Below are 13,665 nucleotides of genomic sequence, written 5' to 3' on the forward strand. Positions count from 1 at the left end.
CGGTAAAAATCCGAATATCAACTACATTCAAGGGACCGCAAGTTTTGTTTCTGATAAGGTGATCACCGTAAACGGAGAACAACTGACTGCAAAAAGAATTTTTATCGCGTCAGGAGCAAGACCTTCAATTCCGAATATTCCGGGCCTTGCAGGAACTCCTTATATGACGAGCCGAGAAGCCCTTCGCAGAACCGATCTTCCCAAATCCTTGATCGTAATCGGAGGTGGTTTTATCGCTTTGGAATTGGGTTTCGCCTATTCTGCGTTCGGAAGCGAGGTTACTTTTTTAGTTCGAAGTAGAATGCTCAAGAAGGAAGACGGGGAAATCGTAAACGAATTCGAACGAGTTTTTACTAAAGAACATAACGTCTTATTACACGCAAATATTCATAAATTAGAATATAAAAAGAACATGTTTCATATAGAAGTCGAAGCGAACGAAAAAAAGTTACAACTCCAATCGGAAGCTCTTTTGGTTGCAACCGGAATTCAACCCAATACAGATTTTTTGAATTTATCAAATACCAAAATTCAAACCGATGCAAATGGTTATATTATCGTAAACGAATATTTAGAAACCACTTCTCCCGAAGTTTACGCATTAGGCGATATCACCGGAAGATATTTTTACAGACATTCCGTAAATTTCGAAGGAGAATTTTTATTCCGCACCTTATACCAGGAAAAGATAAGGACTCCGATCAATTATCCTCCGGTTCCGCACGCCGTTTTTACACATCCTCAGGTAGCCAGAGTAGGAAAAACGGAAGAACAACTCGTTCAAGAAGGAATCGATTATATCGCCGCTAAAAATCCGTACAGTGCCAGCGCTACCGGAATGGCGCGGCTTTCCGATTCCGGATTCGTGAAAATTCTCGTGGATAAAAAATCGAGAAAGGTTCTAGGAGCACACGCAATCGGAGACGAAGCTTCCAATGTGATTCATCTTTTTATCCTCTTGATGACTATCGACGGAAATTTAGACGACCTTTTAAGAATGATATATATACACCCTGCGTTACCCGAAATTGCACGTAATGCAGCCAGAAAAGCGAGTGAACTTTTACAAACAAAAGAATAATGGGAAAATTTAGAATTTATGAAATTTGCTCTGCAAATTGAGAATTTAGTCAAAACGTACGCAGGTGGAGTCACCGCCCTTAAAGGAATTAGCCTTAACGTGGAAAAAGGGGATTTTTTCGCGCTTCTTGGCCCGAACGGAGCTGGAAAATCCACAACGATTGGAATCTTGAGTTCTTTAGTGAACAAGACTTCGGGAAAGATTCAAATTTTCGACGCCAATATCGATATCGACCTTGCCAAAGCAAAAGCATATATCGGAGTCGTCCCTCAGGAATTCAACTTCAACGTTTTCGAAAGAGTGGATCAAATCGTAATCAACCAAGGCGGTTATTACGGTATGGATCGAAAGATCGCCACCGAAAGCGCATTGAAGTATCTGCAACAACTCGGGCTCTACGAAAAAAGGAAAGAATCAGCGGGCAAACTTTCCGGTGGAATGAAACGGAGACTCATGATAGCAAGAGCGCTCATTCACGGTCCGAAAATTTTGATCCTGGACGAACCGACCGCAGGCGTGGATATCGAACTTAGAAGGTCTCTTTGGGAATTTCTTCAAAAACTCAACTCATCCGGAATCACGGTTATTCTCACGACCCATTATTTAGAAGAAGCGGAAAGCCTTTGTAGAAACATAGCGATCATCGACGAAGGAAAGATCGTGGAAAATACTTCTATGAAAGACCTTCTTCAAAAATTAGATCACGAGACTTTTATCTTGGATTTTACAGGCCATCTTAATTCGTTCAACACGATTGCAGGTATAGATATCAAACAAACGGATAGTTCTACACTCGAAGCCTCCATCTATGGAGATGCTTCTCTCAACGATTTATTTAAACTCCTTGATCAAGAGGGAATCAAGATCAGCAGTATGAGAAATAAATCCAACCGCTTGGAAGAACTCTTTCTCAAATTGGTGGAGAAAAAATTATGAATTTAATCGAAAAATACAACGCATTCAAGACTATCATCATCAAGGAAACGATTCGAATTCTACGTATTTGGGTTCAAACAATCATTCCGCCGGGAATCACGATCACACTTTACTTTATCATCTTTGGAAAATTGATCGGTTCTCAAATCGGTAGTATTGGAAATCACACCTATATCCAATTTATTGTTCCGGGCCTTGTGATGATGTCCGTAATCATCAATTCGTATAACAACGTGGTTTCCTCCTTTTTCGGGGCAAAATTTCAAAAGAACATAGAGGAGATTTTGGTTTCACCCACTCCTCCTTCTTTGATAGTACTTGGTTTTACGATCGGCGGGGTAATTCGAGGAATGTCAGTCGGAATTCTCGTGATTGCGATTTCACTTTTTTTCACGGAATTGGAAGTATATCATTTTCCGATGCTAATCACCTCTGTGTTTTTAAGCTCTCTTTTGTTTTCTCTTGGAGGATTGTTAAACGCACTTTATGCAAAAAAGTTCGACGACGTAACGATTATCCCAACTTTCATTTTAACTCCTTTGACATATTTAGGAGGAGTTTTCTACTCGATCCAAATGCTTCCTCCATTTTGGCAGAACGTTTCCAAACTGAATCCGATTTTGTATATGGTGAATGCATTTCGTTACGGATTTTTAGGTGTGAGCGATATTGAACCGTGGTTCGCTCTTTCCATGATTGGAGCCACAACCTTATCGTTATACATTCTCTCTGTACACTTATTGAAAAAAGGGATCGGAATCCGAAATTAATCGATCTCCAGTCTATGAGCGTCTCCGAGGAAATCCGTTCCCTTTTAAATTCTTCCCTGAACCCTTACAGGTTGGAAGTCGAAGATTTAAGTGCAGAACACGCAGGGCATACCGGAAATCCGGAAAACAGACCGGAAGGAACTCATATGAAAATCGTATTGGTCTCTTCGAAATTTTCAGGGAAATCAAAAGTAGAACAACATAGAATGGTCTATTCTATTCTCAAACCATGGATCGACCGGGGTTTACACGCAATTATTCTAGAAACAAGGGAACAGGACTAAATTCTGGATTGTAGCAAAAAAGGGATACAAAATCCTAAAACCAAGATCTGCTGAAAGAAAAAAGATCACCTAAAATTCAAGTCTAAAGAAAGAACGATGACAATCGACGAAATTAAAAATAAGATAGAATCCGGTCTTCCCGATTCCAAGGTAACAATCTTAGATCCTTATCGGGACGGAGTGCATATCAAAGCAGTTGTGATTTACAAAGGATTCGAAGGAAAATCTATTTTAGAACAACATAGAATGGTCTATGAAACTCTGAAAGAGGAACTAAAACAAGAAGTGCACGCATTAGCGCTAGAAACAAGGATACAAGAATGAACGAAGAAGTAAAACAAAAGATAAATGATTTGATAGGAACTAGTAAGGTCTTTCTCTTTATGAAAGGAACTCCGGAAGCACCTATGTGCGGCTTTTCCGCAGGTGTGTCTAACGTTTTAAGAAGTTTAGGAATCTCGTTCGGATCCTTTAACGTTCTTTCGGACGAAACGATGCGCCAAGGAATCAAAGACTACGCAAACTGGCCAACCATTCCACAACTTTATATCGACGGGGAATTCATCGGCGGTCACGATATCGTAGTAGAAATGGCAAAGTCCGGAGATCTCCAGAAAAAAGTGGGAATCTTAAACTCATGATGAAGTTGTATCAGTTTCAATCGTGCCCTTACTGCGCTTACGTAAGAAGCGAGTTTCAAAATATGGGACTCGTCGCAGGAAAGGACTACGAACTCGTGGAAGCCAGCCGGGGAACACCCGGCAGAAAAGAAGTAGTGAAACTCGGAGGACAGAACCAAGTTCCCTTTCTGGTCGACGATGATATTAAGATGTACGAATCGAGAGAAATCGTAAAATACACAAAATTAAAAAAGAAGACTTCCTAAAAACCGAGTAAGTCTAAAATTTTATTTCCAACGTCCCTATTTTTGCCTTCGTAAGGATAGTTGTGAATATATAAAACGGGATTGAAGTTCAACTCCAAAATTCGATAATCTTCCTGCTTTTCCAAATCTTTTAGGATTATATCTACGCCGCAAATTTTTGCACCGACCAACTGCGCGGCTTTGACTGCCAGCTCCTTATAAAACGAATGGGCCAAATCCGTCACGTCAATTGAATCTCCTCCAGTGCTGATATTCGAATTCTTTCTTAAAAAGACTTTTTGATCCTTGGAAGGGATAGAATCTTTCGTAAAACCGGATTGTTGCAGCACGTCTAGTTCCGTATCACCCAATTGAATTTTTTCCAATGGGGTCACATGTCCTACTCCCCGCCTTTTATCCTCGTTTTTTAAAGCAACAAGCCCTTCGATTGTATGAATTCCATCACCAGTTACGTTAGCCGGAACTCGATTACAAACTGCAACGGTTTCCGTGCCAATCACCAAAAAACGGTATTCATTTCCTTCTGCAAATTCCTCCACAATTACCGATTCAGAATGATTGAATGCGATCTTAATCGCTTTCTTTGCGTCTTCCTCGGAAGCATGCGGAGTCAAAATCGTGATCCCGATTCCAAAATTGGTGGTCACTGGTTTTACAACTATTTTTCGATCAGAATTTCTCCTCCAGAATACTAAAGCCGATTCCAGATCCCCGAAACTATCTCCCTCAGGAACCAAAAGTCCCGACTCGTGCATTACAATTTTTGAAATCGTTTTGTTTTCCATTATGAGAAAAGACATATAGGAATCTAAAGCGGTTTTAGAGGCTTCCTTTATGTATTGAACGAATCCATTTGAGTTTTTAAGTCTTAAAAAATGATTCTTACGATCCAAAACCTCCACTTCCAAGCCCCGATTAAGAGCATCCCGAATCACAATCTGCGTGGAAATTTCCAGGTCCTCAAATCCTTTCAAAGTAAATATTTCCGGGGTAAAAAATTCACCCGGTTTTAGTTTCAATGATTGCATAGTTTAACAGTAGGATATTGGGATTGGATTTCTTCTTTTTCCAATTGTTCTTTTTCTTGAAAGGAACGAACCACTTCCTTTTCTATCTTCATCAAAGTTCCAGGAGAATATTCCAAATAAGAAAGGGCACGTCGATTTTCACGGGCGAGTTCTATTCCCTTATCTCTGAATTCAATATCACGTTTTAGAATTTCGGAAAGTAATTTTCCGGAAGGAGTCTTATCCGGATTCTTCCATTTTTTAATCTGAAAATCGATCGATTCCTGATACATACGTCTTTTAGTATGAAGATCCAAAATTTTTGCGTAGTGTCTCAAAGACTCCGAATATTCCGCTCCGGCTACTTGAAAGTTTTTCTTGGTTCCGTTCGAATTGATTTCCAATTCCGGATTTCTTCCTTCCCAAATCACGGAATCCAAATTTTCCTTTAAGATCGTATTCTCTTCTTCGGAAATCAAAGGAGAAGGACTAAGCAAAGAATCCAAAAGAATCAACTGGGTAAAGGCGAGATTAAGCCTACAAACTCCCACAGGGGAATAAGGATCGATGTCTAAAGAACGAATCTCTATGTATTCGATTCCTCTTCGAAGAAGAGCATCTAGCGGTCTTTCATCTTCCTTGGGAACCTGTTTCGGACGAATCGGAGAATAAAATTCGTTTTCAATCTGAAGATAATTCGGATTGAGTTGGGCGTCCGCATTTTGAGAAAAAGAAACATAATTAGGACACGGGGTATGAACCGCATAACACATCCGTTCTGCATATTCTTCCAAAGAATTATAATGGATTCCTAATGTATCCTGAACCCTACTCGTATATCCGATCTCGCTCATCCTGAGAGAAGTGGCATAAGGAGAATATAACGTAAAATTCTTATGTTTTTCGAATTTGAGATTTCCCGGATTCGGCAAAAAAGTGGAATCAAAAACGGCGGAAGATCCAGTGAGATACGTTAAATAATGAACCCTTCTCATAAAATTTCGAATCACATGCAGATAAAGAGAAGAGATTTCCTCTTTCGTAAAGTTCGAAATTTCTTTTCCTAAAAATTGACGAAGGAAAACTTTCGAGAAAGAAAAGTTATAGTGAACTCCGGAAATGGTCTGCATTCTCCTTCCGTAACGAAGACCCAATCCGTGACGATAGACCGTTTTCCATCTTCCGGAGTGGGAAGTCCCGTATTGTCCGAGAGGAATTTCGTTTTCATCTTTCGGTAGAATCGGAGGCATACTAAAAGGCCATATAAGTTCGTTGTCCAATTGACGAAACGTATATATATGCAAATCTTGTAATTCACGAATATTCGCTTCAATCTTAGGACGAGGATGGGTTGCGTATTCAAGTTGAGGCTCCGCAAAATCGGTCTTGATATAGTGATTGGTTAAGCTCGAACCCAAATGCGCTGGATGCGGGGTTTTCGCGAGCATTCCATCGGGCCCTACCCTCATACTTTCTTTTTCCAAGCCGTGTTTCGCCTTTACGGCATGTCTCAAAAGAATTTCAAGGGATACTTCTTCTATCTTCGATTGAGTGAGTTCCTTAGTTTTCAAAGTCCGCCGGTGGCCCCTTCCCCACGTGGATCGGAAGCTCCATAGAGCATTCCGTTCTCTCTTTTGACCGAGAACAGTTTCGCAAAGTTCGGAGCAATTCGGATATCGTGCTTTTTCGACGAAAGGCCATCGAATACGTTTCTTTCATTCACAGATTTTTCGATAAACACGGCGTCCGGAAAAAGCTGATGATGAATTCTTCCCCTTGCGACGGATTCATACAAGGTTAAATTGAAATCCAAATTGTAGACAAGAGATTGTAAAACCGCGTTGACGATGTAAGCTCCTCCCGGTGCCCCAGTGGTTAAAAAGGATTCCTTTCCCTTAAAAACGATGGTCGGAGACATACTGCTCAGAGGAGTCTTTTTAGGAAGAATAGAATTCGCCTCCGCACCGATCAAACCGTATACGTTTGGCTCTCCGGGAACCCTGCTAAAATCATCCATTGTATCGTTCAAAACAATTCCAGTTCCGGGAGCCATAACTGAGGCCCCGAAACGAAAATTGATGGACTGAGTCGTAGATACGGAGTTTCCCTCCCGGTCCATGACCGAAATATGAGTAGTCTGCGGAGATTCTACACCGAAGTTAAGAGTTTTCAGAAAAGAAGAACTACTAGAGGCGATTTTCGGATCGAAGTCGGAAATCTTTTCCTCTGCATATTTCTTAGAAAGAAGACGGTTCACAGGTATTTTCGTAAACGCAGAATCGCCACCGAAAACCGCACGGTCCGCATAGCCCCTTCTCATCACCTCCGTAACGAAATGATAATACAAAGCCGGATCTTTTTCATACGTTTCCTTGAGAGGTTCTTTTTCCAACATCGATAACATCGTAAGAAGATGAATTCCCGAAGAAGGTGGAGGCATCGTATAAATCGTATAATCATGATATGTCGTCTTTAAGGCTTTCTTTTCAACCACCTTAAAATCGTTTAGATCTTGAGAAGTTATCAACCCGCCATTAGCCTTCATCGCGGTCGTGATCGCATCTGCGATTTTTCCATGGTAAAATTCCTTTTCACCCGTTTCGGAAATCAACTTCAAAGAATTCGCCAAATCTTTTTGAACCAGAATACTTTTTAACTCGGGAACCTTCCCTCCTGGAAGAAAAACCCCTTTCATTTCCTGATCCATATCCTTTGAAGACTTCTGAATCGCGGACTGTAAATCAGGATACATCGGAAATCCCTTTTCTGCCAATCGAATCGCTGGAGAAATCACCGTTTTGAGGGAAAGTTTTCCGTAACGTTTTTGAACCTGAACTAGACCGGCTACATTACCCGGAACACCTACAGCTCGAAACCCAAGCAAAGAATCTTCTTTCGGTTTTTTCTTATACATGTCTCTAGATGCCGCGTTAGGAGCTCTTTCCCGAAAATCAAAAGCGATCGGTTCCGAAAATTCTTTCAAGTAAAGAACTAAAAAACCTCCTCCGCCAAGTCCGGTTGAATGCGGTCTTGTAACCGAAATCGCAAACGAAGTTGCAACGGCTACGTCCACTACGTTTCCGCCTAACGACCCAACTTCGATCCCCGCTTGAGTGGCTTCGGGAGAATCAGTTGCGATCATAAGATTCTTACTTTCGCTGAAGTAGTCGACGTGTGTTTTTCCGTGAGATGGGGTTACGAGTAAATCTGTAGAAATCTTTTTCCCCTCAATGGTAAGAGGAGTTTCTCTACACGAGAAAAGTAAAAGTATCAGAATGATACGAATTGTGGTTTGTTTCATTGGATCCCGGTATTTGAGTTTCAGGATTTTTTTCCGGACGTGAATTTCATTTCAATTTCCTCTTTGCCGGAAATCAGTTTCACTTTACCTCCGGACTTCAACGCTCCGAAAAGAACCTCTTCAGAGATCCGTTTTGAGATATGAGTATCGATCCATCTTTGAACGGGTCTTGCGCCGAACTCGGGTGTATAGGCTTTGTCCGCAATGTAGACAAGTACATCGTCCTGAAACTCTAGTTCAATTTGTTTAGAATTCAATCTTTCCTGCAATAGAGCAAGCTGTTTTGCAACCACTTTAGTTACATTTTCCTGATTTAGGGAAGAGAATTCGATCACTGCAGTCAGACGGTTTCTAAACTCGGGAGAAAACTGCTTTTCGATCGCTTTCAAGCTTCGGTCTTCCAAAAGATCATTTGCAAATCCCACCGGATTTGTAGAACGTTCACGTGCTCCCGTATTGGTCGTCATCACAAGAATCACCTGACGGAAATCCGATTTTCTTCCGTTATTATCCGTAAGCGTGGCATGATCCATAATCTGTAATAAAATATTATAAATATCCTCGTGCGCTTTTTCAATCTCATCGAGCAAAAGGACACAATGTGGATTTCTATAGATCGCATCCGTGAGTTGTCCTCCCTGTTCAAAGCCTACATAACCCGGAGGAGAGCCTATCAAACGGGACACAGTATGTTTTTCCATATATTCGCTCATATCAAAACGAACGAGTTCCACGCCTAAAATTTCGGCCAACTTTCGAGTAAGTTCGGTTTTACCGACACCGGTTGGTCCTGCAAAAAGAAAACATCCAACGGGTTTCCCAGGTTCGGAAAGTCCACTTCTAGAAAGTCGAATCGATTGAACCAATTGATCAATCGCGGAGCCTTGTCCGTAGATCTTGGTTTTTAATTCTTCATCCAAGTTCTTTAGTTTTTCGCGATCATCAGCTTTTACCGTAACCGAAGGAACCTTTGCAATTTTAGAAACAAGATCCTCGATTTCACGAACCGTAACCGTTTTCTTACCGCCTTCTCTGAGCCGAACCCTAGCTCCCGCCTCGTCCAAAAGATCGATCGCCTTGTCTGGAAGTTTTCGATCTAGAATATAACGAGCGGACAACTCCGCCGCTTGTTCTACGGCGGAAGAAGAGTATTTCACCTTATGGAAAGATTCATATTTCTCCAAAAGACCCTTTAAGATTTCTATCGTTTCAAAGACGGAAGGTTCACCTACTTCTACTTTTTGAAATCTTCTGGAAAGCGCATGATCTTTTTCGAATATTGATTTAAATTCCTTATAAGTCGTGGTTCCTATACAACGAAGCTCTCCACTGGAAAGCGCAGGTTTTAAAAGATTGGAAGCGTCCAGAGAACCGCCCGAAACCGCACCAGCGCCTATAATCGTATGAATCTCGTCGATAAATAGGACATGATCATCCTGTGCCGTAATTTGAGTGACTACGTTTTTCAGCCGCTCTTCAAATTCTCCCCTAAATTTGGTTCCGGCAAGTAAGAGTCCCATATCAAGAGAATATACTTTCAAATTCCTTAATGGTTCAGGAACTTTTCCATCCACAACTCTTTGGGCAAGTCCTTCCACGATTGAAGTTTTACCAACGCCTGCCTCTCCTACAAAGATAGGATTATTTTTTCTTCTTCTACAGAGAATATGAATGGTACGATCAAGCTCCTCCTCTCTTCCGACCATAGGATCGAGCTTTCCTTCTTTGGCTCTCGCGGTAAGATCTACACAAAAGGCTTGTAAGGGATCGGAAATTTTTTCATTTTCTTCTCCTAAAATTTCCTTGTTGGGATTTTTAGAATCCTTTCGGATTCCGTGCGAGATGTAACGAACGATATCGAGTCTGGAAATATCTTGTAGTCCTAAAAAGTAAACTGCATTCGATTGATCTTCCCGAAAAAGGGCGGCAAGAACGTCTCCTCCGTCCATTTTTTTATTTCTTGTGGACTGAACGTGAAATTCCGCAAGTTGAAGTACATGTTGCACTCCGATTGTATAGATCGGATCGCCGGAGGATTCCGGAAGAATCTCCAACTCGCTTTCCAGATAACCAATCAAATCCTTTCTCAGACGTTCTAGATCCGCTCCGCAGGCTTCCAGAACTTCCTTCCCTACTGTGTCATAAGTAAGAGCAAAAAGGATATGTTCTATAGTGATAAATTCGTTTCTTCTTCTTTTGGCTTCTTCCCAAGCCTTTTTTAAGGTACGTTCCATTTCTTCCGTGAGAATCATAATCCCTCCTCCACTTCCATCGTACAGTGAAGCGGATATCCGTGTTGTTCCGCTAATTGTTGAACTTGTATGACCTTGGTTCTTGCGACATCGTGCGAGTAAACGCCGCATAACGCTTTTCCAGTTATATGCGCCTTTAACATGATCTGCTGACTTTCCGCCTTACTTCTGTGGAAAACGAATTGTAAAATCCAAACGACGAACTCCATCGGAGTAAAATCGTCGTTGAGTATGATGACTCTGTATTTGGAAGGACGTTTCAGCTTTACCTTCTCTTTAGTGAGAGTTTGCTCTTCGGTATCAAATCTAAAGATATCACTCACGGCTCATAACTCCCCAAGTCAGAAGTTGTTTCCGTCTGAAAGTAGACATTCGTCTGCACTTCCTTCAACGGGGAATGTTCATTGGTTTCTTGGATCATCTCCTGCATGTGCAATCTTTCTTCCTTTAAGAAACGTTCAATCGCATTTCTAGCTCCAGCATGAAAAATCCGATGAGAACTATACGTAGGAACCGCCGGAAAACCTCTTAGAAATTTATGCTCACCTTGCGCACCCGCTTCGAAAACTTTGATGTTTTTTTGAATCGCATACTCGATCAATTGATAAAAACAGCATTCAAAGTGAAGATGAGGGTAATATTCTGTACAACCCCAATATCTTCCGTAGAGAAAGTCGCCCTTTCGAAGATTGAAAGTACCTGCAATGGGGTTTCCTTCTCGATACGCAAGAACAAGAACAATTCTATCCAAAAAACTTTCAAAAGAAGAATCGAAGAACTTTCGGTTTAAATACGCCGAACCCCATTTACGAGAATGGGTGTCCGAATAAAAATTCCAGATCGTGTCCATATCCGAACGAGAAATCTCGTTTCCCTCCAGAACCCGAATCTCAAATCCGTAACTGCGAACGATCTCTCTTTCCCGTTTGATCTGCATTCTCTTTTTGGATTTCATTGCTTGGAGATAATCGTCAAAATTTGAATATCCTCCATTAATCCAATGATACTGGTGGGAAAGCCTCGTTGCAAATCCGTATTCGGAAAGAATCTCGGATTCTTCCTTTTCTAGAAATAAAAAATGGAGCCCGGATAAGCCCTCTTTTTCACAAAACTGAAGGAGTTTCGGAATCAGATAAGAACAGACCTCTTTTAAACTCAAACGAGTATCATATAAGATTCTCTTTCCATTGGCAGGAGTAAACGGAATTGCAACAAGACCTTTCGGATAGTATTTGAGTCCCGCTTGTAAGAAAAATTGAGCCCATTGAAAATCAAAAATATATTCCCCGTAGGAATCGAATTTTAAAAAAAGAGGAATTGCGGCCGAAAGACGATCCTCTTTCCAAAGTACACAATACCTCTGAATCCAAGAAGTGGAAGGTCCGATACAACAAGAAACTTCCAAGGATTTGAGAAAATCATACTCTAAAAAAGGACTTTTGGGATCGGAGATACAGTTCCATTCTTGTTTAGAAATCAAGGAAATAGAATCTAAGAACTCTACTCGGATGCCGCTCGAAGAATGGGAAATCATGTTAATTCTTGGACGATTTTGGCAGATACTTTGTCAGAGATCGAGTGAAAAATGCTTTCGGATCTTTTGAATCGCCCTATGAGTAATGACTTTGATATTGGATTCGGAAAGGCCTGTTTGTTCGGAAACTTCTCGAACGCTCATCCCTTCAAGTTTGAGATGAGTGAGAATTTGTTTCTGCCTTTCATCCAAAACGTTCAGCCATTTTTTGAGAATCTCCCTGGCGTTCTCCGGTTCTTCTTGGATAGGTTCTGGAGAAGCGAAAATTTCCAGATTATCCATACTGAAAGTTCGATCTCCTACTTTCTTCTTTCTTAGATAATCAATTGTCTTGTATCTTGCAATCGCAAAAACCCAAGGTGCCGGATGACGATCCTCACGATAAGAATCCCTAGCCTTATGAAGTCCGATTAAAATTTCCTGAATCAAATCTTCTCGGTCTTCTTGATTGCTGATTCGTGGAATCAGGTACGATCTGAGAACTCCGGTTACGAGCTGGAGAAATTTTTCATAGGAACTTTGATCTCCTTCTCCGGCCTTGCGGATTAACATCGAACATTCTTCCCAGATTTCTTTTTTAGCTGACATGTAACTAACTGCTTGGAACCTTCGAAAAGATAAGAGCCCGGCCAAAATTTACAATGTTACTTTCTATGGATCGTAACATTTGAGATGAAAGTTACCGAGTGAACTCAAGTAACTTATGGGGAATACCTATTGGCATCCGCAAAACAAGGTATCAAGTTTAAAAAGTTGACGATTTCAGTTTCATCGTTTCGAGTCTTTTCTCAAATAAAAATTCGAATTTTGAGACAAGTGATAAGAAACGTTCCTTCGATTATGGACATATTCAAAAAAACGAAAACCGATTCCCTCCAAATTGAATTGAGAAGAAATTATTGTCCAACCATTCTCCAAAATTGGGAAATTTCCGCGTAGAGTACAAACGATGTCTCATCAAGAACAAACAACCGAATCTTTAATCCGAAAAATGGCCAAAGAGCCTCCGATTCGAAAAAATGGTTGGAATTGGTTCGTGATTTTAGGTGCGGTGATTCTCACATCGCTTTATCTTCTTCATTTACACCCGACTTCAAATCGTTTTATTCATCTACCTACTTTATTGCCGGATTTTCTTTGGATTTCTCTTATCGCTCTTTATTCGTTTTGGACCTTATCTCAATTGCGTTTTCCGGAAGAATCCTTTACTAAAACCGCACGTTTCCCACTACTTCTCGCATTTCTTTGGATCCTTTATTCGATATGCATGTTCGTCTGGGATTTGATTGGAGATAACGAAATCCATATTCATATTGGGAAATGTTGGATCATCCTTTCTCTTTCCAGCGCTCTTTTGGCGGGAAGCGGGGTTTTGATTCTGAAAAACGGAAAACCAGGAAATCCAGTCTTAGCGGCCGCGGTTCTTTCCGTTTTCAATCTGGCTTTTGCAAATTTCTACCTCAAGTTTATCTGTGACAACCAATCCTCTTTTCATATCCTCGTTTCGCACGTTTTTATAAGTTTGCTCCTCTTCTTATTCGGTTTTTTCGTATTTAAGAATATTCTAAAGTGGTAACCGAGTTCCGACAAAGTCTCCCGTGAAAGAGCCGGCCC

Annotated in this window: 15 protein-coding genes (1 of these 15 cut by a window edge); 8 read left to right on the forward strand and 7 right to left on the reverse strand. The window is 41.0% G+C overall.

Features of this window, described 5'->3' with window-relative positions; translation table 11 throughout:
- From LEP1GSC190_RS09435 to LEP1GSC190_RS09465, 7 genes are all read left to right on the forward strand, one after another.
- Positions 1 to 1,081, forward strand: partial view of a dihydrolipoyl dehydrogenase gene (locus tag LEP1GSC190_RS09435; RefSeq protein ID WP_002763914.1) — the 3' portion only. 302 nt of this gene lie to the left of the window's left edge; only the last 1,081 of its 1,383 coding nucleotides appear in the window; the start codon falls outside the window, past its left edge; its stop codon occupies positions 1,079 to 1,081.
- Between the two features lie 18 nt (positions 1,082 to 1,099).
- Positions 1,100 to 2,017: an ABC transporter ATP-binding protein gene (locus LEP1GSC190_RS09440; protein WP_002763942.1), complete on the forward strand. Its 918-nt coding sequence runs from the start codon at positions 1,100 to 1,102 to the stop codon at positions 2,015 to 2,017.
- On the forward strand, positions 2,014 to 2,787 hold the full coding sequence (locus LEP1GSC190_RS09445; protein ID WP_002763944.1) for an ABC transporter permease: 774 nt from the start codon (positions 2,014 to 2,016) through the stop codon (positions 2,785 to 2,787). Before LEP1GSC190_RS09440 ends, LEP1GSC190_RS09445 begins: the two co-directional genes overlap by 4 nt.
- A 14-nt stretch (positions 2,788 to 2,801) precedes the next feature.
- The gene (locus LEP1GSC190_RS09450; RefSeq protein ID WP_002763934.1) at positions 2,802 to 3,071 is read left to right on the forward strand and encodes a BolA family protein; all 270 of its coding nucleotides are present in this window, start codon (positions 2,802 to 2,804) and stop codon (positions 3,069 to 3,071) included.
- Between the two features lie 96 nt (positions 3,072 to 3,167).
- Positions 3,168 to 3,395 (forward strand): BolA/IbaG family iron-sulfur metabolism protein, encoded by a 228-nt coding sequence (locus tag LEP1GSC190_RS09455; RefSeq protein ID WP_002178416.1) that lies wholly within the window; start codon positions 3,168 to 3,170, stop codon positions 3,393 to 3,395.
- Positions 3,392 to 3,712 (forward strand): Grx4 family monothiol glutaredoxin, encoded by a 321-nt coding sequence (gene grxD / locus LEP1GSC190_RS09460; protein WP_002763943.1) that lies wholly within the window; start codon positions 3,392 to 3,394, stop codon positions 3,710 to 3,712. Before LEP1GSC190_RS09455 ends, grxD begins: the two co-directional genes overlap by 4 nt.
- Positions 3,712 to 3,957, forward strand: coding sequence for a glutathione S-transferase N-terminal domain-containing protein (locus LEP1GSC190_RS09465; protein WP_086004814.1), 246 nt, complete (start codon positions 3,712 to 3,714; stop codon positions 3,955 to 3,957). The genes grxD and LEP1GSC190_RS09465 overlap by 1 nt, the downstream gene beginning before the upstream one ends.
- Here the strand turns inward: LEP1GSC190_RS09465 and gshAB are convergent.
- Genes gshAB through LEP1GSC190_RS09500 form a run of 7 tightly spaced genes read right to left on the reverse strand, consistent with a single transcriptional unit; the run spans position 3,954 to position 12,639 of the window.
- Positions 3,954 to 4,985, reverse strand: coding sequence for a bifunctional glutamate--cysteine ligase GshA/glutathione synthetase GshB (gene gshAB / locus LEP1GSC190_RS09470; RefSeq protein WP_002763970.1), 1,032 nt, complete (start codon positions 4,983 to 4,985; stop codon positions 3,954 to 3,956). The two genes, LEP1GSC190_RS09465 and gshAB, sit on opposite strands and share 4 nt — an antisense overlap.
- Complete coding sequence (gene gshA / locus LEP1GSC190_RS09475) at positions 4,973 to 6,535, reverse strand: glutamate--cysteine ligase (protein ID WP_002763980.1); 1,563 nt, start codon at positions 6,533 to 6,535, stop codon at positions 4,973 to 4,975. The genes gshAB and gshA overlap by 13 nt, the downstream gene beginning before the upstream one ends.
- The gene (ggt, locus tag LEP1GSC190_RS09480) at positions 6,532 to 8,265 is read right to left on the reverse strand and encodes a gamma-glutamyltransferase (RefSeq protein WP_002745671.1); all 1,734 of its coding nucleotides are present in this window, start codon (positions 8,263 to 8,265) and stop codon (positions 6,532 to 6,534) included. The genes gshA and ggt overlap by 4 nt, the downstream gene beginning before the upstream one ends.
- 20 nt (positions 8,266 to 8,285) lie before the next feature.
- Positions 8,286 to 10,517: an ATP-dependent Clp protease ATP-binding subunit ClpA gene (gene clpA / locus LEP1GSC190_RS09485; protein WP_004279549.1), complete on the reverse strand. Its 2,232-nt coding sequence runs from the start codon at positions 10,515 to 10,517 to the stop codon at positions 8,286 to 8,288.
- The gene (clpS, locus tag LEP1GSC190_RS09490; protein ID WP_002763924.1) at positions 10,514 to 10,840 is read right to left on the reverse strand and encodes an ATP-dependent Clp protease adapter ClpS; all 327 of its coding nucleotides are present in this window, start codon (positions 10,838 to 10,840) and stop codon (positions 10,514 to 10,516) included. Before clpS ends, clpA begins: the two co-directional genes overlap by 4 nt.
- Positions 10,837 to 12,051: a GNAT family N-acetyltransferase gene (locus LEP1GSC190_RS09495; protein WP_002763958.1), complete on the reverse strand. Its 1,215-nt coding sequence runs from the start codon at positions 12,049 to 12,051 to the stop codon at positions 10,837 to 10,839. Before LEP1GSC190_RS09495 ends, clpS begins: the two co-directional genes overlap by 4 nt.
- Positions 12,052 to 12,084: 33 nt before the next feature.
- Positions 12,085 to 12,639, reverse strand: a complete 555-nt coding sequence (locus tag LEP1GSC190_RS09500) for a sigma-70 family RNA polymerase sigma factor (protein WP_002764000.1) — start codon at positions 12,637 to 12,639, stop codon at positions 12,085 to 12,087.
- 361 nt (positions 12,640 to 13,000) lie between these two features.
- Between LEP1GSC190_RS09500 and LEP1GSC190_RS09510 the strand changes: the two genes are divergently transcribed.
- A complete protein-coding gene (locus LEP1GSC190_RS09510; protein WP_002763918.1) occupies positions 13,001 to 13,627 on the forward strand; it encodes an NrsF family protein in 627 nt (208 codons plus the stop codon).
- The last annotated feature ends 38 nt before the right edge of the window (positions 13,628 to 13,665 follow it).

The sequence above is a fragment of the Leptospira mayottensis 200901116 genome (genome assembly GCF_000306675.2).
Taxonomy (GTDB): Bacteria; Spirochaetota; Leptospiria; order Leptospirales; family Leptospiraceae; genus Leptospira; species Leptospira mayottensis.